The sequence below is a fragment of the Clostridium cuniculi genome, assembly GCF_004353185.1.
GTDB classification, from domain to species: Bacteria; Bacillota; Clostridia; order Clostridiales; family Clostridiaceae; genus Clostridium; species Clostridium cuniculi.
On the sequence record NZ_SMUS01000022.1, the window covers coordinates 1 to 23,343 of the forward strand.

General features: G+C 27.6%; 17 protein-coding genes and 1 pseudogene. 1 reads left to right on the plus strand and 17 read right to left on the minus strand.

The window, feature by feature from the left end:
- Positions 1–447, minus strand: a pseudogene (locus tag EJJ37_RS11840) (hypothetical protein); the annotation flags it as partial.
- A 167-nt stretch (positions 448–614) separates the two neighbouring features.
- Between EJJ37_RS11840 and EJJ37_RS11845 the strand changes: the two are divergent.
- Positions 615–1,076: a YopX family protein gene (locus EJJ37_RS11845; protein ID WP_166484758.1), complete on the plus strand. Its 462-nt coding sequence runs from the start codon at positions 615–617 to the stop codon at positions 1,074–1,076.
- A 112-nt stretch (positions 1,077–1,188) separates the two neighbouring features.
- Here the strand turns inward: EJJ37_RS11845 and EJJ37_RS11850 are convergent, their stop codons facing one another.
- The 16 genes from EJJ37_RS11850 to thiW form a co-directional block, all read right to left on the minus strand.
- A complete protein-coding gene (locus EJJ37_RS11850; protein ID WP_133015791.1) occupies positions 1,189–2,853 on the minus strand; it encodes a ribonuclease J in 1,665 nt (554 codons plus the stop codon).
- Between the two features lie 473 nt (positions 2,854–3,326).
- Positions 3,327–5,624 (minus strand): bifunctional glutamate--cysteine ligase GshA/glutathione synthetase GshB, encoded by a 2,298-nt coding sequence (gene gshAB / locus EJJ37_RS11855; RefSeq protein WP_133015792.1) that lies wholly within the window; start codon positions 5,622–5,624, stop codon positions 3,327–3,329.
- Complete coding sequence (locus EJJ37_RS11860) at positions 5,614–6,936, minus strand: MATE family efflux transporter (RefSeq protein ID WP_133015793.1); 1,323 nt, start codon at positions 6,934–6,936, stop codon at positions 5,614–5,616. The genes gshAB and EJJ37_RS11860 overlap by 11 nt, the downstream gene beginning before the upstream one ends.
- A gap of 208 nt (positions 6,937–7,144) precedes the next feature.
- A complete protein-coding gene (locus EJJ37_RS11865; RefSeq protein ID WP_133015794.1) occupies positions 7,145–7,465 on the minus strand; it encodes an ArsR/SmtB family transcription factor in 321 nt (106 codons plus the stop codon).
- Between the two features lie 29 nt (positions 7,466–7,494).
- The gene (locus EJJ37_RS11870; protein WP_133015795.1) at positions 7,495–8,214 is read right to left on the minus strand and encodes a lysophospholipid acyltransferase family protein; all 720 of its coding nucleotides are present in this window, start codon (positions 8,212–8,214) and stop codon (positions 7,495–7,497) included.
- 154 nt (positions 8,215–8,368) lie between these two features.
- On the minus strand, positions 8,369–9,856 hold the full coding sequence (locus tag EJJ37_RS11875; protein ID WP_133015796.1) for an L-fucose/L-arabinose isomerase family protein: 1,488 nt from the start codon (positions 9,854–9,856) through the stop codon (positions 8,369–8,371).
- A 69-nt stretch (positions 9,857–9,925) separates the two neighbouring features.
- Entirely contained in the window at positions 9,926–10,549 is a 624-nt protein-coding gene (locus EJJ37_RS11880) for a DUF4867 family protein (RefSeq protein ID WP_133015797.1), read from the minus strand.
- A 41-nt stretch (positions 10,550–10,590) separates the two neighbouring features.
- Entirely contained in the window at positions 10,591–12,576 is a 1,986-nt protein-coding gene (tkt, locus tag EJJ37_RS11885; RefSeq protein WP_133015798.1) for a transketolase, read from the minus strand.
- A 62-nt stretch (positions 12,577–12,638) separates the two neighbouring features.
- Complete coding sequence (gene fsa / locus EJJ37_RS11890) at positions 12,639–13,286, minus strand: fructose-6-phosphate aldolase (protein ID WP_133015799.1); 648 nt, start codon at positions 13,284–13,286, stop codon at positions 12,639–12,641.
- A 131-nt stretch (positions 13,287–13,417) separates the two neighbouring features.
- A complete protein-coding gene (locus tag EJJ37_RS11895) occupies positions 13,418–14,560 on the minus strand; it encodes an ROK family transcriptional regulator (protein WP_133015800.1) in 1,143 nt (380 codons plus the stop codon).
- Positions 14,561–14,598: 38 nt separating this feature from the next.
- Positions 14,599–16,101: a xylulokinase gene (xylB, locus tag EJJ37_RS11900; RefSeq protein WP_133015801.1), complete on the minus strand. Its 1,503-nt coding sequence runs from the start codon at positions 16,099–16,101 to the stop codon at positions 14,599–14,601.
- 207 nt (positions 16,102–16,308) lie between these two features.
- Positions 16,309–17,475 (minus strand): pentapeptide repeat-containing protein, encoded by a 1,167-nt coding sequence (locus tag EJJ37_RS11905; RefSeq protein ID WP_133015802.1) that lies wholly within the window; start codon positions 17,473–17,475, stop codon positions 16,309–16,311.
- A 54-nt stretch (positions 17,476–17,529) separates the two neighbouring features.
- Positions 17,530–21,021 (minus strand): SbcC/MukB-like Walker B domain-containing protein, encoded by a 3,492-nt coding sequence (locus EJJ37_RS11910; RefSeq protein WP_133015803.1) that lies wholly within the window; start codon positions 21,019–21,021, stop codon positions 17,530–17,532.
- On the minus strand, positions 21,008–22,231 hold the full coding sequence (locus tag EJJ37_RS11915; protein ID WP_133015804.1) for an exonuclease SbcCD subunit D: 1,224 nt from the start codon (positions 22,229–22,231) through the stop codon (positions 21,008–21,010). Before EJJ37_RS11915 ends, EJJ37_RS11910 begins: the two co-directional genes overlap by 14 nt.
- A 204-nt stretch (positions 22,232–22,435) precedes the next feature.
- Complete coding sequence (locus tag EJJ37_RS11920) at positions 22,436–22,627, minus strand: hypothetical protein (RefSeq protein ID WP_133015805.1); 192 nt, start codon at positions 22,625–22,627, stop codon at positions 22,436–22,438.
- A 193-nt stretch (positions 22,628–22,820) separates the two neighbouring features.
- Positions 22,821–23,324, minus strand: coding sequence for an energy coupling factor transporter S component ThiW (gene thiW / locus EJJ37_RS11925; RefSeq protein WP_133015806.1), 504 nt, complete (start codon positions 23,322–23,324; stop codon positions 22,821–22,823).
- Positions 23,325–23,343: the final 19 nt, after the last annotated feature.

Genomic DNA, 23,343 nt, shown 5'->3' on the forward strand with positions numbered 1-23,343 from the left:
TACTGTTATTCCATTGTGGGTTAATCCATTATAATTAATAAAACATACAATATTATATAATGAATTCAAAATCCAACTAACTTCATTTATAGACATTCTTCCTTTGCAATATGTTAATAAATCTCTTAATAAAATTAAATCTTCATCTTTTTTAATTACTATTCCTATTTCTCCAGATATTGTTCTAAAACTTTCTTTTACTTGTGGTAAATATTTATAGAATTCTTTTTTCATATCAATATTATCATATTTTATATTATTTAATTTGTTTATAGCATTAAGAACTTTTCTTTCATATTTATTATCAATTAAATATAATATTGAATTATTACCCACATACATATTTCCTAACTCAAAGGTATGCTTAATTCTAAAATTCATTTCATAATAATTTCCATTAATACACTTTAACTTTATAATATTTTTCATTTCATCTATACTTAACATTTACCATCACCAGCCTATAAATAAATTTTAATAATCTATATTTATGATTCTGTAAGAAATATTATGTAATTTTAAATAAATATATTTTCAAATATTTTCCAATTTGTTATAATATAATATATGTTATGTAAATAACTATTCCTATGTTAAAGATTGGAGTGTTTTTGGTGGAAAAAAATTTAAAATTCAAAATATACAATAAGGTTTTAAATAAATGCTTTAAGGTAACTAGAATAGATTATATGGATGAGGTTGTTTATTACTTTGATAGAGACAAAAATGATGAAGATATAGTTTCTTTTGATGATGCAGTGCTTTTAATGCCTACTGGAATTTGTGACTCTTCAGGTCGTGAAATATTTGAAGGTGATGTTATAACCTACCAAGAAAGTAGTTTTACTTATAAAAAAACTGCTGAAATAATATATGAAGATGGATGCTTTATGACAAGACAACTATTTCCAAAAAATTTAGAACTTAAAGCTCAAAAAGAAAACCTCATTGTTGATGACTTTAAAGATTTATTATGTGTTGCTACATCATCTATCTGCAAACCAATTAAAATTATTGGTAATGTTTTTACTTATAAATTAAGCAAAAATAATGGTAAAATAAAAATAGAAGTTTAATAGGACTTCTATTTTTTTATAAAAAAATAGGATATCGCATATACTACCATATCCTATTTCAATATTTAAATTTCTTTATTATACTCCGATAACTTTTCTATTAAGGCCTATTTTATACTTCCATAATTATTGGTACAATTATAGGCTTTCTCTTAGTTTTACTATATATAAATGATCCAACATCATTTCTAATATTATTTTTTATCTCTGACCATTTAAATATATTTTTATCTATTGAACTTTGTATACTATCATAAGATATTTCTTTTATTTGATTTACTAGCTCTTCTGATTCTCTCACATATATAAATCCTCTTGTTACAATATCTGGACCTGAAACAATAGATCGACTTTCTTTTTCTATTGCTACAATAATGTTTATAATACCATCCTTTGATAAATTCTTTCTATCTCTTAAAACTATATTACCAACATCTCCGATACCAATACCATCAACTAAAATATTTCCTGCTTGAACTTTACCACTTATGCAAGCCGACTTCCTATTTAAGCTTAACACATCACCATTTTCTAAAATAAATGATTTCTCTTTTTCTAATCCTACTTCCTCTGCTATTAATATGTGCTTTCTTAAATGCTTATATTCACCATGTACTGGCATAAAATATTTAGGCTTTAGGATTGATTGTAATAATTTTAATTCCTGTTCACAAGCATGACCTGATACATGAATTTCTTCTATGGATTTATAAATAACATTAGCACCCTTTTGTGTTAACTCATTTATAACTTTTGATACAGCTTTCTCATTTCCTGGAATAGGATTTGCAGATATAATTATCATATCATCTTTTTCTATTTGAATATTTTTATGAGTAGAGGATGCCATTCTTGTAAGGGCTGACATAGGCTCCCCTTGACTTCCTGTAGTTACAATTGTTATTTGATTGCTGTTATATAGCTTTAAATCTTTTAAATCAATTAACAAACCTTCTGGCATATCTAAATATCCAAGTTTTATTGCAACCTCTGATATCTTTTCCATACTTCTTCCACTAAAAGCAATTTTTCTTCCATACTTAATAGATGAATTTATTATTTGTTGTAACCTATGAATATTTGATGCAAATGTTGCTACAATTATTCTTCCAGTTCCTTTGCTAAATAAATTATCTAATGTTTCACCTACTGTCTTTTCTGACATTGTATATCCTGGATGACATGCATTAGTACTATCAGCCATAAGTAATAACACACCTTGTTTACCTATCTTAGCTAATCTTTGTAGGTCTATTACCTTACCATCAACAGGAGTAAAATCTACTTTAATATCTCCAGTATGAACTACTATACCTAATGGAGTGTGAATTGCTAATGCACAACTATCTGCAATACTATGATTTGTTCTTATAAATTCTACTTTTAATTTTTCTAAAGCTATAGTATCTCCTGGCTTAACTACATTTAACTCTACTATATCAAGCATTTTATGCTCTTCTAACTTATTTTGAATTAACCCTATTGTTAAATTAGTAGCATAAATTGGAGCATTAATTTGCTTTAATATATATGGTATTGCCCCTATATGATCTTCATGTCCATGAGTTATAAAAAATCCTTTTACTCTATCTTTATTGTTAACTAAATATGTTACATCTGGAATTACAACATCTATTCCATACATTTCTGAATCTGGAAAAGTCATTCCACAATCTACAACTATAATTTCCTCACCATATTCTATTACTGTTATATTCTTTCCTACTTCTCCTAGTCCACCTAACGGTATAACTTTTATCTTTTTTTTGCTTTCCATTAAAGTCCTCCAAATTATTTATTTCAATCTATTTTTCTCTATTTTTTTGCATAAAAACAAAAAGTTGTTTTAAATCAACTTATTTATAATTAAATATTATTTTATAATTCAATACGTTCAATTCTTATAACTAAACTGACATCTCTTATAAAGTTATTTACTTAACATTGCATTCACAATATTTAACATCTGATTATGTTAATTCTACTTATTGCCTAATGGTGCTAAGTTTATTTAAATATAATTTTTATATAATAATTATAAAACAACTTAAATAAATACACTTAAAAATATATTACTTATATTCATTTAACTTTTTTTATATTTATAAGTCATTATAAACAATTTCCCACATTTTTTCAACTCTATCCCCAAATTGTTCCTTGGAGCTTGAATGCCGTGATGACGAAAATTAATGATATTTCTAGAAGTAATATCATTAATTTTTCTCTATCACTGACTTTTAAGCTAAATTAAATTAATTCTAATAACTTTAAAACATGAGTTGCAATTTTTCTTTCTTTGCCTTTGTATGGATATGAATGTATGTGGATTGCTGGATTGAAGTTTAGTTCTATTATTGCATAATTAGTGTTTTCATCTCTATAGTCTTCAAGCATCATATCCACACCACAAATCTTAGCTCCTGCAGCTTTTGCTGCATTTACTGCTATATCTTTAAACTTTTGTGGAATATCATCTGTATAATCTACACTATCTCCACCAGTGCTAATATTTGAATTTTCTCTTAAATAAATTATTTCATCCTTTTTAGGAATATAATCAAAATTTTTACCTTGTTGTTTTAAGAATAACTCTGCATTTTCTTCTAATCTTATTTTTTCAAGTGGCGTTACATACCCTTTACCACGTAATGGATCTTGATTTTTAACTTCAACTAATTCTGTTATAGTTTTTTCTCCATCACCAATAACATTAGCTGGAACTCGATGTAATATTCCTACTACTTCATCATTTATAACTAAAAATCTATATTCTTTTCCTTTAATAAATTCTTCTATAAGAACTGTATTATCATTTTTAAAGGCTATTTCAAAAGCATGAATTATATCTTCTAAATTTGCACCCTCTGGGAAAATATTAATTCCTATACCAAAGTTAGTACTCTTTGGTTTTATTACAATAGGTTTATTAATATAGTTATGTGCCTTTATTTTTGCATCTTCTATACTATTAAACTCCTCACCTTTTGGTACCTTTACTCCCTTTTCTGCTAAAACCTTTTTAGTTACAGTTTTATTTTCCATAATCAATACAGATACATATGTGTCCTTAGAGGTCTTAGTTGCTTGCTTTACATATTCTATTTTTTCGTTATTTTTAAGAGATATAAAATTTTCACTTCTATCAACTATATTTACAGTAATTCCTCTTTTAATAGATTCCTTCATTAGAATTTGAGTTGATAACTCTAAATCCTCATATCCTTCTAACTTAAATCTATTTTTGTATGCAGATTCCTTATAAATTCTAGCTAAATTTAAAAATGCATCAATATATCCTTCTTCTTTTATTTTTTCAGTTATTTTATATGAGTAAGTTAATTTGCTATCTTTAACTTTATCTATCATGTTATTAATTATATCTTCAAAACCTAAATTTAACTCATTATTAACACTCATAACCTCATTAAGTATTTCTAATCCAAAATCTATTCTATTTATAGATTTTCCATCTTTCTTTAACTCTATATCATCAATTCCATGTACTGCAATTAATTGTTGATTTTCTAAAGCTTCCTCTTGCCAATTTTTAAAATCACTTTCTTCCTTAGTTAATAAATAAATATTAAATACTTGTAAAAATCTTAAATCCTCTAAACTTATTCCACCCTTTTCAAATGGATTAATATCAATTGTTCTATATTCTAAATATTTTATTCCATCATTAAGTAAAGATTCTTTAAAATTCTTTGTATCACTTGGCTTTAATCTTATTTGACTATATAATTCTTTATGATTTTCTATTAATTCATCTTTAATATATTCATTTATACTTTCTAAATGTTCATCAACACTATTATAGCTTGGGAATAAATCTACTTTATTTTTATATCCACACTTTCCATTTCTATGAGATATTGCACCTGAACTACTATACTCACTGTGTTTAATTTTCTTTAATGGACATTTACAGCCATCAATAAAACTTTCATGTACAATTGGTGACGCTCCAAGAAGGTATACTATAAGCCATCTATATCTTAAATAATTTCTAGCAATCTTTAAATAAATACTATTTTTAAATTCTTTATAAGACAGATTCTTATCACTATCTTCATATAATCTTTCAATTATAGTTTCATCAAAAGAAAAATTATAATGAATTCCAGATATAAGTTGCTTTTTCCCACCATATTTAAGTAATAATTTTTCTCTATATTCTTGAGCTTCTTTACTATGATTAGCAAACTTAGCTACTGGTATATCCTTATCATCTGGTATTATACATGGCATTGATTCAGGCCATAGATATTCATCTCCTATTTCCATGGCAGCTATATCATATAATGCTCTTGTAAAATTATAAGTTTCTTTAATATCTGATAATGCTGGTGTTATAACTTCTATCTGACTTTCCGAAAAATCAGTAGTTATATATGGATTATGTGCTTTATCCCCGAACTCTTCTGGATGATCACTTTTAGCCAAATATCCATTTCCATCTACCCTCAAAGTTTCTCTTTCAATACCAAAATTTCCATTTAAAATTTCTTTACTAGCAAATAAATTCTTTATTTTATTTAACATCTTTATAATTTCTCCTTATTTTTATTAAATATACTGAATACGCTGCTACTCCCTTTAATATACTAGAAATTGCTATACTCCACCATACCCCTTGAATTCCAAGTGTTTTCATTAAAACTAATGCAATTGGAATTCTTAAAACTGTAAAAACAATACTAATTATGGCAGGTATCTTAGGCATCCCTAAACCTGTAAATAATCCATTTGATACCATTTCTATTGTACTAAAGCTTTGAGAAAATGCAACTGCCTGTAAGTAACCACTAGCAATTAAAATAGTACTTTTCTCTCTAATAAATAATCTTATAATTGGTTCCTTAAAAATAATAAAAATTATAGACATAATCATTGAATAAATAATACCCAATAATAATGCAGTATAATATCCTTGTTTTATTCTCTTAAACTTACTAGCTCCAAAATTTTGACCTGTAAAACTCGCTATAGCTCCATTTAATCCTCCTATAACCATGTATGTTATTGACTCAATTTGCAATCCTATCTTTTGTGCTGCAATTGAATTTGTTCCAAAGATGGCAATTATCTTAGCTAAAATTATATTAACTACTGTAAATAATATTCTTTGAAATGCCATTGGAAAACCTAATCGCATAATTTCCATTACTTTTTCTTTATCAATACCTATGGATTTATCATAATGTAAAATTCCATTTGATTTTATTCTATATAGAATAAACATTACTATATTAGCTATTAGTGTTGCTACTGCTGCTCCTACCACACCTAATTTAAATATATAAATAAATATTGGATCTAAAACTATATTTATTATCATCCCTATAGCATTTATCTTTAATGAATCTCCATTATTTCCAAAACTACTAAATATTCTTGTATATAGAGAATTGAAAAATGAGAAAAATAAAATTGGTGCATTCATAGCTAAATAATAATATGAATTTCTTTCTACAAATTCATTATTAAGGTTTAAAAATGAAATAAAACTTTTCCCTAAAATTATTAAAATTAATGCATATATTATTGATATAACAAAATTTATTGCTAGTCCTGAATTAATATATTGCTTTACATCCTTATTATTTTTTTCTCCAATAGCATGAGAGACTTTTATTCCTGCTCCTATAACAACTAATGAGTTGATAGAATACCCTAATCCAGTAAAAAAGCTTGAGGATCCTATACTTGCTACGGCATCACTTCCTAATCCACCTACCCATAACATATCTATTAAGTTATAGGTAAATTGTAATAATGAACTTCCCATAATAGGTAATGCTAAAGCTGTGAGCACTTTAATAACTTTGCCTTGTGTTAAATCGATTTTCTTCATTATATTCTCCTTAAAACTATTTTTAGTTAATCAATAAAAATAATACTTATCACTTAAATATAGATACTCATCTATGTTTAATATAGTTTTTTATTTTTTAATTGTCAACACTAATAGTATTAACTCTCACTATAAACTTTTATCTTATAACTTAAAATACAAGGTTTATCACAATACTTAAACTTATTATGATAAACCCTTTGTAAATTTAGCAATCACACTTGCTATCTTCTTCAATTATTGTTTTTTTATTATTTAACATTAATTCATTTAAGAACATTAATAATTCCTTTGCATTATCCTCATTTAAACTATAATAATTCCAAGTTCCCTCTTTTCTTGAGCTAACTAAACCACATTCCATTAATACCTTCATATGATGAGATAATGTTGGTTGAGTAAATTTAAAATGTTCTAACAATCTACAAGCGCATTTCTCACCTAATGATAATATATAAATTATTTGTAATCTATTCGAATCACTTAATGCCTTAAATATTTTTGCATTATTAGCATATTTACTATCCATAAATTCCTCCAATAAAACAACTTTAAATATTATTCTACCCTAAATTCTTCTCTTAAATTACTAATTATTGTTTTTCTAATATCTTCTGCTAAATTTCTTTCTTCATCCTTTGTTAATCCTTCAGTTTCTATTGGCTTACAAAAGGTTACATTAACAGTAGATGGCTTGAATTTATTATTTTCTTCAAATGATGTAAATGCTGCATCTATTGTTACAGGCACTATTGGCACCTTAGCTTTAATTGCTAATTTTAAACTTCCTTTTTTAAATGGAAGTGGCTTTCCATCTAAACTTCTTGTTCCTTCTGGAAAGATCATCATTGAATATCCATCCTTTAAATTCTTTACTCCTTCAGTAATCATTCTTACTGCATCTCTAGGATTTTGTCTATCTAAAGCAATGCACTTCCCTTTTGGCAACCAGTAACTTAAAATAGGTGTTTTTAATACCTCCTTTTTTGAAACAAATCCTACCTGTCTTTCTGTAGAATATAATATAACTGGAATATCTAATATACTTGTATGATTTCCAATAAAGACGCATGGTCCATTAGGTATATTTTCTTTCCCTTTAACAACTACATTCATTCCTATAGTATTTATAGTGAACTTTGACCATAAATACATACACTTTACTGCATATTCTGTCGCTTTATGTATACCCTCTTTACGTTTTATATGTTCATATTTAAACCCCTTAAGTCTAGTATATACCATATAGAAAAAATATTTTATAGCCTTTATTATCATATAACTCCTCCTATGTTTATAGCTTTAATTATTATAACATTACTTTGTACAAGCTAACAAATATTTATTTTCTATGAGTTTATAATATGATAAATAAAGCATCTAATAAGATTAATTTTTCTTAATAGATGCTTATTTCTCTTTAAATTAAATATTATTTAAATGGATTTTCAGTCTTATATAGCATTCCTTTTGGTTGATTAAATCCAACTTCTTTAACTCCTAGATAATTAAATACATTTGTTATAGCCTTACCAAAATGTCCAAATGCAACTGCACCATGATGTGGGTATCTTCCTTCTATTAATATATGTCTATAGAATCTTCCCATTTCAGGAATTGCAAATATACCAATTGATCCAAATGATCTTGTTGCTACTGGTAATACTTCTCCTTCTGCAACATATGCTGTTAATTCGGCATCTGCATTACTTTGTAATCTAAAGAATGTAATTTCACCTGGAATGATATCACCTTCTAAAGTACCTCTAGTAATGTTTGGTTCTTGGTTTGGTTCTAAACTTCTTGCCATAATCATTTGATTTTTCATATTTTTGAATGATAATTTACATGCAGGAGTATTTCCACAATGGAATCCCATAAATGTATCCTTTAATGTATAGTTGAATTTATCTTTAATTTCTTCTTCATACATATCTCTTGGTACACTATTATTAATATCTAATAATGTTACAGCATCTTTACTTACACAAGTTCCAATATACTCACTTAATGCTCCATAAATATCAACTTCACATGATACTGGAATTCCTCTTGAAACTAATCTACTATTTACATAGCATGGTACAAATCCAAATTGAGTTTGGAATGATGGCCAACATTTATTAGCAAATACAACATATTCTCTAGATCCTTTGTGAGCTTCCATCCAGTCTAATAATGTTAATTCATATTGAGCTAACTTAGGTAAAATACCTGGCATTTTATTACCTTCTCCAAGTTCTTTTTCCATATCAGCTATAACTTCTGGAATTCTTGGATCATTTGCATGTTCATTAAATGCTGCAAATAAATCTAATTCTGAATTTTCTTCAATTTCAACACCTAAATTGTATAATTGTTTAATTGGTGCATTACATGCTAAGAAATCTTGTGGTCTTGGTCCAAAAGATATAATTTTTAAGTTTTGTAATCCTAAAAGTGTAGTAGCTACTGGTTCAAACTCTTTAATCATTTCTGCAACTTCTTCATAAGTTCCCACTGGATATTCTGGAATATATGCTTTAATATTTCTTAATGCTAAGTTATAGCTAGCATTTAACATACCACAGTAAGCATCTCCTCTTCCACCAATTAGATTATTTCCTGATTCCTCAGCAGCAGCTACAAACATAACTGGTCCACCAAATTCTTTTGCTAACAATGTTTCTGCAGTTTCTGGTCCAAAGTTTCCAAGATACACTACTAAAGCATTTACTCCAGCTTCTTTAACTTCTGCTAAAGCTTTTCTCATATGAACTTCACTTTCAACTGTTGTTGGACATTCATATATATCACCATAAGCTTCTTTATAAGCCTTAACTACAGCTTGTCTACGTCCTGCAGATAACTCCATTGGAAAACAATCTCTACTTACAGCAACAATTCCTAATTTTACATCTGGTATATTTTTAAAATTCATAATTAATTCCTCCACCCTTTTTTGTTCTATAATAATTTATTTTTAATTTTAATTACTTAACTTTTTAACTTACTTTAAAGAAATATTCTTTCCCTTAAGTCCTATAAAGGCTCCTTGCTCTCCTAGATTCGTTTCTGGATGACCTATAAGCCATTTATTTTTTGCAAACAATAATGCATCTTCACCTTGCTTTTGTATATTATCTTCTAATGCTGTATTTGTATCTTTATGTAGTATAACTACACATTTAAATCCATCTTCATTAGCATTACATGGTGCATAATGTAATGTAGTTCCATAAACTTCTATAGCAGTTCCTGCAGGAACAAATATAGCTTCAATATTTGAAGTGTCATAAGAGTAGTCCTCTTCAATATCTTGCTCTAATCCCAGTAGTAAAATTAAATCTGTAACTGCAATATTTATTTCACTAGTTCTGTGATATTCAACTGCATTTAGCATATAATTATTACCATTACAATATCCTATTTGAATATCAAGTCCACCAAATTCTCTATTTCTAAATTCTTTAGCTATTTCTAATTCCTCTAATTCTTTTATAGAAGGTTCATATATAACATCCTTTGGTAATGGTGTTTTTTCCATCCTATTTAAAAGCTCTTTAACATCATAATTCTTAAGTACTCTACCATACTTTTTAAATTCTATATCATTAACACTTTTTATAACCACTCAATTCATCTCCTTATATATAAGTACAAGCTTCTCAACATTTATTTAAATAATTTCATTGTTTCATCAACAACATTTTCTACTGTAAATCCAAACTTCTTAAATAATGTTACTGCATTTCCTGATGCACCAAATGTGTCTAATGAAATAATTCTTCCATCTAAACCTACATATTGATGCCATCCAAATGAAGTTAGAGCTTCAACTGCAACTCTTTTTCTAACGCTGTTTGGAAGTACACTTTCTTTATATACTTCATCTTGAGCATTAAATATTTCAAATGATGGAATACTTACAACTCTTGCATCTATTCCTTTTGCTTCTAATTCATCTGCAGCCTTGTAGATAAGTTCAACTTCAGAACCTGAAGCCATTAAAATTACATCAGGAGTTTCTTTCTTAGAGTCTTTAAGAATGTATCCTCCCTTTAATGCTCGCTTTGCACATCCATCATATAATGGTAACTTTTGTCTAGTTAATACTAATGAAGTTGGAGTAGTACCATTAGTTACTGCATAATACCAAGCTGCAGCAGTTTCCTTTGAATCTGCTGGTCTAAATACAGTCATATTTGGCATACTTCTTAATGCTGCTAATTGCTCAATTGGTTGATGAGTTGGACCATCTTCCCCTACACCAATACTATCATGTGTTAATACATAAGATACTGGTAAATTCATTAATGAAGATAATCTCATTGCACCCTTCATATAATCACTAAATACAAAGAATGTTGCACAGAATACTTTTAATCCACCATGAGCATACATACCATTTGCTATTGCAGCCATTGCATGTTCTCTTACTCCAAAGTGAAGATTTCTTCCACTTCTATCTTCAGCTGAGAAATCACCTTTTTCACTCATATATGTTTTATTAGATGGTGCTAAATCAGCTGATCCTCCAACTAAATTAGGTATTAAATTTGCTAATCTATTTATGATAATTCCTGAAGACTCTCTTGTAGCCATTTCTTTATCAAAGCTCCAAAATTCTTCATTATTTAATAAAGTCTCATTATCTATTTCTCCAGACATCCACTTAGAATATTCTTCTGCTAATTCTGGATATTCATTTTTATAAGACTCAAACAAATTATTCCAAGAGCTTTCTTTTTTAACTCCTGCATTAATATACTTATCCATATTAGAATATACTTCTGCGGGAACATAAAAATCTTCTTGTTTCCATCCTAGATTTTCTTTCATTGCTTTTATATTTTCAGCCCCTAAAGGTTCTCCATGGGCAGATGCTTTTCCTTGTTTTGCAGGGCATCCAAATCCAATTTGGTTTTTAACAATTATCATTGATGGCTTAGAAGTTTCACTTTTGGCTTCTTCTATTGCTTTTTCAATAGCTTCAATATCATTTCCATCATTAACTTTAATTACTTGCCAATTATATGCTTCATATCTCTTTGCTACATCTTCTCTAAATGCTATATCAGTATCACCCTCAATAGAAATATTATTTGAATCATATAAAACAATAAGCTTTCCTAATCCTAAAGTTCCAGCAAGTGATGAAGCTTCCCCTGAAATCCCTTCCATTAGGCACCCATCACCAACAATAGCATAAGTATTATGATTAACTACTTCATAGCCTGGTTTATTAAACTTTTCAGCTAAGTGAGCTTCTGCAATTGCCATACCAACAGCATTACATATACCTTGTCCTAAAGGTCCAGTTGTTATTTCAACACCTGGAGTATGTCCATATTCAGGATGTCCCGGTGTTAAGCTATCAACTTGTCTAAAACTCTTAATATCTTCAATAGTTATTCCATATCCAAATAAATGTAATAAAGAATATTCAAGCATTGAGCCATGACCTGCTGATAATACAAATCTATCTCTATTATCCCATTTTGGATTTTTACCATTGTGATTCATTTTCCCCCATAATGTATATGCCATCGTGGCTGCACCAAGTGGTAATCCTGGATGACCTGACTTTGACTTTTCTATTGCATCTGCTGATAATACTCTTATTGTATTTATACATAATTTATCTAGTTCTTTACTCATCTTTAACCCCTTTTAATTCGATTTATTTTCCAATTTATCGGGACAAAGGTCCCGATACTTTTCTACTTCCCGAAGGCTGAAGCCCAATCTGCCTTAAACTTTTCTAGACCTGCATCTGTTAATGGATGCTTAACCATTTGCATTACTAAAGCATATGGTACTGTAGCAATATGTGCACCAGCTCTAGCAGCTTCTGTAACATGAATTGGATGCCTTACACTTGCAGCTATTATTTCTGTAGTTATTCCGTGTATATTAAAAATTTCTGCAATTGTTCTAACAAGTTCCATTCCATCCATTGATATATCATCTATTCTTCCTAAAAATGGACTTACATAAGTTGCACCTGCATTAGCTGCTAAAAGTGCTTGATTAGCAGAAAAAATTAATGTTACATTAGTTTTAATTCCTTCACTAGCTAATACTTTAACAGCTTTAAGACCTTCAGCTGTCATTGGAATTTTAACAATCATATTTGGATGAATAGCAGCAATTTCTCTACCTTCTTTAATCATCCCCTCTGCATCTTCTGATATAACTTCTCCACTTATTGGACCATCAACTATTTCAGTTATTTCTTTAATAGTTTCAGTAAAGTCCCTACCTTCCTTAGCAATTAATGATGGGTTTGTAGTAACTCCACATATAACTCCCATTTCATTTGCTTCTTTAATATGTTCTACATTTGCAGTGTCTAAAAATAACTTCATATTAAAACTCCCCTTTATATTATAAATATTATTTAACAACTTTTTAAAATTACTTTCAAAAGTTTCTTTATAAAAAGGCAGCCATTATTTTCTGCCTTTTTATATTGTAAGTTTGATACCCATAACATTAATTAATTTAAAAACTCCTCTAATGGAACCATTGCTGCTCCTAAAAGATATGATTCTTTAAACTCTGTAACATCTATCTTACAATTTTCCTCATTTGTAAATAAATTATCTTTATATACAATACTTCTTAAAACATCTATATTTTCTTTTAATAAACTATTTATATCTCCACCTAAAACTACACTACTTGGATCTAATAGCATTGTTAAGTTAGCAATTCCTATACCAAGAATATTAAAGTATCTCTCTAAAACTTCTTTTGTAGTTTTATCTCCCTTTTCAAATAAAGATATAAATTCTTCTATATCATTTAATTTTTCATTACTTATTTCATTGAAGTCTTCTATTAACACATTCTTTGATGTATATGATTCTAAACACCCTTGAGAACCACACTTGCAGCTTTTACCACCTATAATTATTTTAATATGTCCCATTTCACCAGCGGCATTATTGCTTCCTCTATAAATCTTCCCATCTATTATTATTCCTAATCCTAATCCATCAGTGATTGAAACATATAAAAGATTACTTAATATATCCTTCTTATTTAAAAATTCATAATAAGCTGAAAGATTAGCTTCATTATCTATATAGATAGTAGTATTAAATTCTTCAAAACTTTTCTTTAAATTATAATTTTCAGCTCCTAATAAATAACAGTTTTTTATTATTCCTTCTTCTGAATCTACTGTCCCTGGAATAGAAATACCAATACCTAATAATTTATCAATTGAAATTTCCTTATTATTTAATATTTTATTTATATTTTCTTTAGCAATAGCTATTATACTTTCAATATCTTTTTTATTATGCCTTATTCTAATATCGCCTATAACTTCTTTTTTTAAATTTATTAAAGATAATTTTACATGACGAGGAGTCAACGCTATTCCTAAAGCAAACCTACAATTCTCATTAATTTTTAAAGCCATTGCTTTTCTTCCACCTGTAGATTCTAAGGATCTAACATCACTAACAATTCCTTCTTTCTTAAGCTCTGTAATATTAGTTGAAACTGTTGTAATACTTATATCTAAGCTTCTTGAAATATCTAATTTAGTTACTTCATTCTTTTCTAATAATAACTTAATTATCTTTTTTCTATTTGTTTCTTTGATTTTACTATGATTCACTTCTATCAAATTATGCCTTCCCCTCTCAGTTTACATTATCCAAAATTTTAAATATCCTTTAATCTTGGATAAAGTGAATTATATACTTTATATATCTTATCATAAAGGGCTATATTATCACAATTTGGATTCACTAAATCCTGACCTTTTATAATCTTTTCACATGCATCTTCTACAGAATTATATATACCAACACCAACTCCAGCTAAGATAGCTACTCCTAATGCTGGTCCCTCTGATGCTTTTATAGTCCTTAAAGGATAATTAAATACATCAGCTAAAATTTGTCTCCAAACTTCACTTTCAGCTCCTCCACCACTTACTCTAACATCAGTTATTTCAACTTTCATGTTCTCTATAATATCTAAACAATTCTTTAAGCTGAAGCTAACACCTTCTAGTATACTTCTGACAAAATCTCCATGATTATTTATTAAAGATACTCCAACAAATCCACCTTTTACATTTGGATCTATATGAGGTGTTCTTTCTCCCATAAGATATGGCATATAAATTACTCCATTTGATCCTGGTTTTGAACCAGCAGCTTTTTCTGATAAATAATCATATATATTTATATTTTTTTCTTTTGCTTCATCAATTTCTTTTCTACAGAAGTTTTCTTTAAACCATTTTAAAGAAAGTCCTGCACCTTGAGTTACCCCCATTACATGCCACTTATTAGGAACTGCATGACATAAAGTATGAACTCTACCTTCTTTATCAAATCTTGGAGTATCTGTTGAAGCAAAAACAACTCCTGAAGAACCAATAACTGTTGAAATTATTCCTTCACTTACTATTCCACTTCCTACTGCTCCTGCCGCTTGGTCTCCAGCTCCTCCAACCACAGCAGTACCAGCTTCTAATCCTGTCTTTCTTGCTACCTCTTCTGTAACATGTCCACTTACTACTACTGATTCATAAACATCTGCTAATATCTTCTTATCTATATCTAATTTTTGAAGTAACTCATCACTCCAGTTTCTTGTATTAATATCTAACATTTGCATACCACTTGCATCTGAAACTTCAGTTGCAAATATACCTGTTAATTTAAATCTTATATAATCTTTTGGCAGAAGAATTTTATATATATTATTATAATTTTCTGGTTCATTATCTCTAACCCATAATAGTTTAGAAAGTGTAAAACCTGTTAATGCTGGATTACCTGTTATTTCAATTAATTTTTCCTTACCTAAAACTTCAGTCATATATTGGCATTGCTTTTCAGTTCTTTGATCACACCAAATAATTGAATTTCTTATAACATTATAATCCTTGTCCACTAATACAAGACCGTGCATTTGTCCACTTAATCCTATACCTTTTATATCCTTTGCATTAACTTTACTGTTTTTTACTACATCTTTAATTCCATTAAGACATGCTTCCCACCAATCCTCTGGATTTTGTTCTGCCCATCCTGCTTTTGGTTGAAATAAATCATAACCATAATTTGCAGTTTCTATTGTATTCCCTAATTCATCAAACAATGCTGTCTTTGTACCAGATGTACCTATATCTAAACCTAATAAATATCTCATAAAATCCCCCGTATTATCTTAAAATTATTTTTGCAACAAACATTTAAAAACTATTATTAAATAACTTTTTAAATGTCTTTTCATAAGTTATTATAATACCACTTTTATACTTTTGCAATAACTTTTAAAAAGTTTTGTATACATTTTCAGAAATAAAGTTAAATACTTTTAGATTTTAAATAATTTAAAAGTATTTAACTTTACCTATTATCTTACTAATTTTCTCACTACTACCCCTGTCCCTATTCCCATCATAATAACTCCAAATAATATCTCAACGCTAGCAAGAATCTCTGATATATTTATAGGAATACTTTCATTTGCTCCAACTCCACTAAACAAGTTTATACTTAATATGATTCCTTGCCTTAAACATTCAAATACATTACTATTAAATATAGTAATTATAATGTTATCTATTTCAATTCCAAAAATTGAATATAAAACTCCAAATATAATCATAACAATAAATGAAAACAATAAAGCATTAATAGGTCTTTCTCCATATCCACATGTAGCCCAATATAAATCTGAAGCTAACCTCTGGGTAAACTTTAAGACATTTCTCTCTACTCTCTTGCATAAATAATAATATTCTCCAAAATTATTATTTAATGAATTTTCCTTAAACTTATCTGCAATAGTTTCATAAGTCATATAAATTCCTTCATATTCATTCCTATCTTTTTTTCTAAGTTCTATCTTATCAAAAAATGTTTTTTCATCTAGCTTTGTTTTCATTTTATCAGTAAAATCTAAATCTATAATATAGCTACCCATAATCTTCGCACCTGATAAATCACAATCCTCTATTCTTACTCTATTTACTTCACAATTATCAATAATTATGCTATTCATATCACTTAATATAAAATATGTATTATGAATTAAAGAATTATCAAATATTAAATAACTTAATGTACATCCATCAAATTTAGCATATATACTACAATTATTAAACTCACAAGAAAAATTATCATATCTATTTAATGATGGCTTCTTCTCACTTTCCTCTTTAAAAAAAGTACAATTTTCAAATATTACCCCACCATTTTCAAAATTACACTCATTAAATATACACCCTATGAAACTACATGCATCAAATTTTATATTTCCAAATGTACATTTATTAAATACTGCACAAATAATATCTTTATTAGAAATTACACTGAACTCTTCCTCGCCTAAAATTCTTCCTCCTCCAAAATGCTTTTCTTCAAATGTTTTATAACTATATTCCTTATCTGGATTATATGTATTAGGAAGCTCTCTTGATTTTACTAATTCATCAAATAATTTTTTATTATTTTCTCTCCTCTTTTTAAGTTGATTTGTTGCTTTATATCTTTCTTCCTTAAAATTAACATAGCCCATAATATCAACTCCTTTATGATATTATGAGCTATATATTATAACATTATTCTAATTTTAGCTTCTTTCAATTTTAACCTTACTTCCTCCCATTCCTGCTTCCGCTGGAGTAATTAAAAGCTTAACAGGAACTCTATTTTTAATAGACTCAACATGACTTATTATTCCTACCTTTAATTTATCATTATGAATTCTTTCAAGTGAACTCATAACAACTTCTAAAAGATTATCATCTAAAGTACCGAAACCTTCATCTAAGAAGAATAATTCAAGTGGTGCAGTTCCCTTAAGTTGAATTTCTGCTGATAATGCAAGTGCTAATGAAAGTGATGCTAAGAAGGTTTCCCCTCCTGAAAGTGTAGAAGCATCTCTTTCAGCTCCACCATTTTTATAATCTCTAATTATAAATCTTCCATCTTCATCAACTTCTAATCCATAATTTCCATTAGTTATTTCTTTTAACTTTTTACTAGCTTCAAGTGAAACATACTTAAGTCTAGTAGCTGCAACAAATTCAACAAACTTTTTACCCTTAAATAATTTATCTAAATCATTTAATAGTGCAAGCTTATGGTCTAACTCTTCCTTTTGTTTCAATAAACCTTTTAGCTCTATCATCTTTTCTTCTATTACCTTAAGTTCTTCTTGAAGCTTAATTTTTATTTCATTAAACTCCTTAACTCTAACTTCTTTTTCTTTTTTTTCTTCTTGTATAGAAACCCATTGCTCCTCACTTAATTCTCTATTTCCAATTTTTTTAGAAATACTTTCAATTGCTCCTTTAATCTTTGCTAAACTATCATTATAATTATCAATTTTAACTTTTAAAACTTCTATTTCACTTTTTTCTAAAACATTATTCTTAACTTCTTCTATACTTAAAAACTTTTCTTCCTTTAAAGCCTCATCAAGCTTTTGTTTTTCTTCATCTTTTCTTTTATACAGCTCTCTACCTTTTGAAGCAATACTAATTAGCTTAGAATTACATTCTTCATAATTTTTATCAGCTTCTTCTTTCGCTTTTTCTGCAAGTATATAATTCTCTTCAACTCTCTTTATTTCACTCTGAATATTTTTTAATATTTCTTCAATATTATCTATATCCTTAACTTTACTTTTTATCTTTATTAAACTTTCATCTTTAATTTTTATTTTTTCTTCTAATGTTGTATTAATCTTTGCTAACTCCTGATTAGTATCATTTAAGTCTTTTATTGCATCTTCTCTATTTTTACTTAATTCCTCTAATCTATTTCTATAACTTTTAATAGTTTTTTCAACATCTTCTCTTTCATTCTCAATTTTATTTATTTCATCATTCTTAGCTATAAAATCTTCAACTTTAGTCTTTTCCTTAAGACAACTCAATTGTCTTTCAATATCTTGTAACTTTTCTTCTTCCTTTTTCTTATCTTCTAATAGTTCTTTTATTGTATTTTCACCACTATTAATTTTAGTTTCTAATTGTGTATATTTAAGTTTTAAATTATTACATTTCTCTTTTAAAGTCTTATTTATATTTTCATATTCTTCTTTTTTAACATTATACTCATTTAGTTTAACTCTTAAATCACTTATCTTTAATTGAAGGTTAGATACCTCTTCTGCATTAAAATCATCACCTAAATTTTTAATTACCTCTTCATTCTTCTCTACATTTTCTTTAAAAAGAATTAACTTAGCTTCTATATCCCTTATATTATTAGATAATTCATCAAAAGATTTTTCTTTTAAAGCCATGCTATTTTCAAGACTATTAATATCTCTAATTTCTATATGTCTAATATTTTCTTTATGATGTTCCATAGAACCACAAACTGGACAAACATCTCCTGATTTTAACTCTTCCCTCAGTTTATAAGCTAAATTTTCTCTTTCTATTTCAAGAATATCTACTCTTAGCTTCTTAATTTCATTATCTAAATTAATATACTCTTCTTTTTTAGGCTTTAACTCTTTAGTTAATTTTTCAATTACATTTTTATTTTTTAATATCTCTTCTTTTGCTCTTTTAAATATATCTAATTTACCCTTAAGATCAGAATATTTTTCTTGCATATCAAATAAATCATTTTGATTTCCTGGGCAATTCTTTACTAAATTTTCCAAAACACTTTCATTTTCTATTAATAAATTATTCGTCTTATCTAACTCAAGTTTTAAAATATTTTTTTCTTCTACAGATTTTTTTATCCCTTCATTATTAGATTCTAATTTTACTTTATAATCTTCAACTTTCTTAAAGAAATTATTATAATCTCTAGTAATAACTACTCCTTGCTGAACATTTTCTTTTAATTCTCTATCAATATTTAAAGTATCCCTATATACTTCCTTTTCTTTTAATAGATTATTTCCTTTCTTTAATCTATTTTCGGAATCTATTAGTTTATTTTCATTTTCTTTTTTCTTTTTAAGTAAATCTTCTACAACTTTATTAATTTCTTTTATTTCACTTTCTAAAGCTACTAAAGCTTTTTTATCTTCTATTGCCTCTTTTATTTTCTCTTCTTGTATTTTATATTTAGGCAACTCATTATCTTTATTTATTCTAGCCTTATTCCATACCTCTTCATATTTATCTCTTTTTTCTTTAAGCTCTTCACATTGCCCTTTAATTTCACTTAATTCTTTTTCTGTAATTTTAATATTCTTTAATGTTTCTTCATAGGCAATTACAAATGGATTAACCTTACTTGCAGCTTCAGCATTTTTTACTCTCTCTTTAAATGAATTTATTTCATCTGATTTTTCAATAAGCTCATTTTCTCTTTCTTTATAGTCTTTAACTTCAAGTTGCATTTTCCATAGTTCTGAATTTTCTTTAAAACTTTTTTCAATTTCCTTAAGCTCTTTATTAGCTTTTTCTAAATTTTCAATACTTATATTTAACTCTTCTTCTTTCTCTTTTTTCTTATCTTCGCTTATATCTTCATAGCCCATAAGCTGTCCTAATAAAACACTATTTTCTGTTTTTTCCTTATTAATTTCTTTAGATAATTTACTTGAAAGTTTATCACCATATTCTCCTAAATTAAAAAGTCTTTCTAACATTTCTCTTCTAGGCTTTCCTTCAAGCTTTAAGAACTCTGAAAACTTTCCCTGTGGTAATACAACTGTTCTAGTAAAATCCTCTAAACTTAATCCAATTACCTCTTTACATTTATCCGTCACAGTTTTAACCTTATCTGCTAAAACCTCTTCTCCATTTGTTATATCAACTATTTTACACTTACCAGACACAGGATTTCCTGATTTTTTATCTCTTTTAAACTCTCTATTAACTAGATATCTTTTAGTTTCTGCTCCTGATATTTGAAACTCAAAGCTAACATTTAATCTGTCACAATTTGTATTTATATAATTAGAACTTTTTCTTGAAACATCACCATATAGTGCTAACGTTATACCATCTAAAATTGTAGATTTACCACTTCCTGTTGGACCAAAGATTCCAAATAATCCACGGTCAGTTAACTTTTCAAAATCTATAGTTTGTTCTTCTATAAAACTATTTAATCCTTTTATCTTAAGCTTAATTGGTCTCATTTTCATCCCCCTCTTCATTTATTAATTTTAAAAGTAAACTTACAATTTCATCATCAGCTTCTACATTTCTTTCTTTTTTATAAAAATCTCTAAATATTTCTTCAAAAGATTTCTCTTGAATAGCAATATCATTTTCAATATCATCTTGTGAATTTTGAAGCTTTGGTATTATTTCTAAAATATCCTTTTTAATTTCCTTCATCTTCTTTATTTCATCTTCTCTTATATATCTATCACATTTAATCTCTAAATAAACCCAGCAATCTCTATCTTTATTTTCTTCGCATCTTTCTATTGCATCATCAATACTTTCACACTTCCAAATTTCTATAGGTTTATATACCTTAAATTCTACTTCACTTATTTTACATTCCTCTTTTGGTTCTACATCAATAATAAAACATTTCTTATTAATATTTATTTCCTTTTTATTATAATGAAGGGGAGAACCTGAATATCTTGCCTTCTTATTGGTACCTGGTACAACCTGTGGTTTATGGACATGTCCTAAAGCTATATACTGTGCTTCTTCTGGTAAACATGACCCATTAACAATATAACTTCCACCAAGTTGAATACTTCTTTCTGAGCCACCTTCTTCACTTCCCATAGCAAATAAATGTGATACTGCTAAATTAATAGTATCTTCTCTATAGTTTTTCTTTAAAGAATCAAATAAAGATTTTATTCTTTCTCCATAAGTTTTTAATCTATCTTCATCACTATCCATCTCTCCATAAAGAACTTCATTTAATCTCTTTTCACTTGGATATGGTACTGTTAATATTACTGCTTTTTCATTATTAATTTCTATTTCAACAAATCCTTCTCCTGAGTTAATAACTTTATGCTGTCCATATTCACCACATTGTACAATAGTTTTAGGGGTCCCAACCATTATTATTCCATGCTCCATAGCAAGTGGCCCTGCTGCAACTAATCTTTCTGGATTATCATGATTTCCTGCAATAACTAAGGTTAATCTTTCTCCATTTTTAGAAAGTTTTTTTAATGTATTATAAAACATTTTTTCAGCTCTTGCCGGTGGATTACTACTATCATAAACATCTCCTGCAATTATAACTAAATCAACTTTATTTTCTTCAACTATATCTATAAAATCTTTTAAGAATAATTCTTGCTCATCCATTCTACTTTGGCCTTCTAAGTTCTTTCCTAAATGCCAATCTCCAGTATGTAATATTCTCAAATATATTACCTCCTTTTTTATTCCACTTTATAAATTTTATCTATTTTTAATTATACAATTAAGTAGTATATGTAATCAAACTTAAGTGATGCTCTAAATCTTAGATTTAGTTATCAGAGCTTACTCCTACAAATGAATGTGAGTAGTGAGTTTCCTTTAAGTAAAAAAAGATGATACATTTCTGCATCATCTTTTTCCTATTATCTATTTAACTTCTTTACACCAGCTTGAAGAAATTCTTGAATTATTTATATATCCTAAATAGCTATGTCCAACTTGTACTTCTAAACCATCATATTGGTCTATTTGATTATCATTTAACTTTTCTACTCTCTCATCACTTGCTAGATAAACATCCTTACTAAAAATATACTTATTCCCTTTACAAAATATCATAGTTATCACCTCATGAATGTTATTTTCATGTCATATTATACACCCTTTTACTAATATAACCATTTTAGTTGTAATTTTCAATTTTTTGAATAATTTTATTCATAAATTTTCCTATTATTCAATTTACAGAAAATAAAAAATAATTGAAATTAAACAAATTTAACTTCAATTATTTTAACTAATTATGTTTCCTCTATTTTAATAAAAATTCTCTTATTACTTTTATTTTTAATATTATATATGCAATTATACTTCCTATAATAGAGCTTAATGAAAATGGAACAATATAAACAAATAATGCAACTTCTCTTCCTAATAAAACTGCTGCTACTGGATAAGCAAGTAAAGCACCTATTATCCCTGTTCCAACAACTTCACCAACTACTGCTAATTCTATTTTTTTAAATCTCTTATATACAATTCCCGCTAAAAATACTCCAACCATACTACCTGGAAAGGCTAATAAGCTTCCAGTACCTAAAATATTTCTAAGTAACGATGATACAAAAGCACAAGAAACCCCATAAACAGGACCTAAAGTTATTCCAGCAATAACATTAACAAAATGCTGTACTGGCGATGCCTTTGCTCCTAATACTGGTATTGAAAATGTTCCTAGAACTGTTGCTATAGCAATTAATATTCCACTTAACACTACTTTTTGTGTAGTTTTATCTTTATTTTTAGCTATCTCCATATTTCCTCCTTTAATATCA

Excerpts from the sequence above, each read along its gene's own strand:
- fsa (WP_133015799.1), bottom strand. The coding sequence starts at position 13,286 with ATGAAGTTATTTTTAGACACTGCAAATGTAGAACATATTAAAGAAGCA.
- EJJ37_RS11910 (WP_133015803.1), bottom strand. The coding sequence starts at position 21,021 with ATGAGACCAATTAAGCTTAAGATAAAAGGATTAAATAGTTTTATAGAA.
- xylB (WP_133015801.1), bottom strand. The coding sequence starts at position 16,101 with ATGAGATATTTATTAGGTTTAGATATAGGTACATCTGGTACAAAGACA.
- EJJ37_RS11850 (WP_133015791.1), bottom strand. The coding sequence starts at position 2,853 with ATGGAAAGCAAAAAAAAGATAAAAGTTATACCGTTAGGTGGACTAGGA.
- EJJ37_RS11860 (WP_133015793.1), bottom strand. The coding sequence starts at position 6,936 with ATGAAGAAAATCGATTTAACACAAGGCAAAGTTATTAAAGTGCTCACA.
- gshAB (WP_133015792.1), bottom strand. The coding sequence starts at position 5,624 with ATGTTAAATAAAATAAAGAATTTATTTGCTAGTAAAGAAATTTTAAAT.
- EJJ37_RS11870 (WP_133015795.1), bottom strand. The coding sequence starts at position 8,214 with ATGATAATAAAGGCTATAAAATATTTTTTCTATATGGTATATACTAGA.
- EJJ37_RS11905 (WP_133015802.1), bottom strand. The coding sequence starts at position 17,475 with ATGGGCTATGTTAATTTTAAGGAAGAAAGATATAAAGCAACAAATCAA.
- EJJ37_RS11865 (WP_133015794.1), bottom strand. The coding sequence starts at position 7,465 with ATGGATAGTAAATATGCTAATAATGCAAAAATATTTAAGGCATTAAGT.
- tkt (WP_133015798.1), bottom strand. The coding sequence starts at position 12,576 with ATGAGTAAAGAACTAGATAAATTATGTATAAATACAATAAGAGTATTA.
- EJJ37_RS11875 (WP_133015796.1), bottom strand. The coding sequence starts at position 9,856 with ATGAATTTTAAAAATATACCAGATGTAAAATTAGGAATTGTTGCTGTA.
- thiW (WP_133015806.1), bottom strand. The coding sequence starts at position 23,324 with ATGGAGATAGCTAAAAATAAAGATAAAACTACACAAAAAGTAGTGTTA.
- EJJ37_RS11920 (WP_133015805.1), bottom strand. The coding sequence starts at position 22,627 with ATGATATTTTGTAAAGGGAATAAGTATATTTTTAGTAAGGATGTTTAT.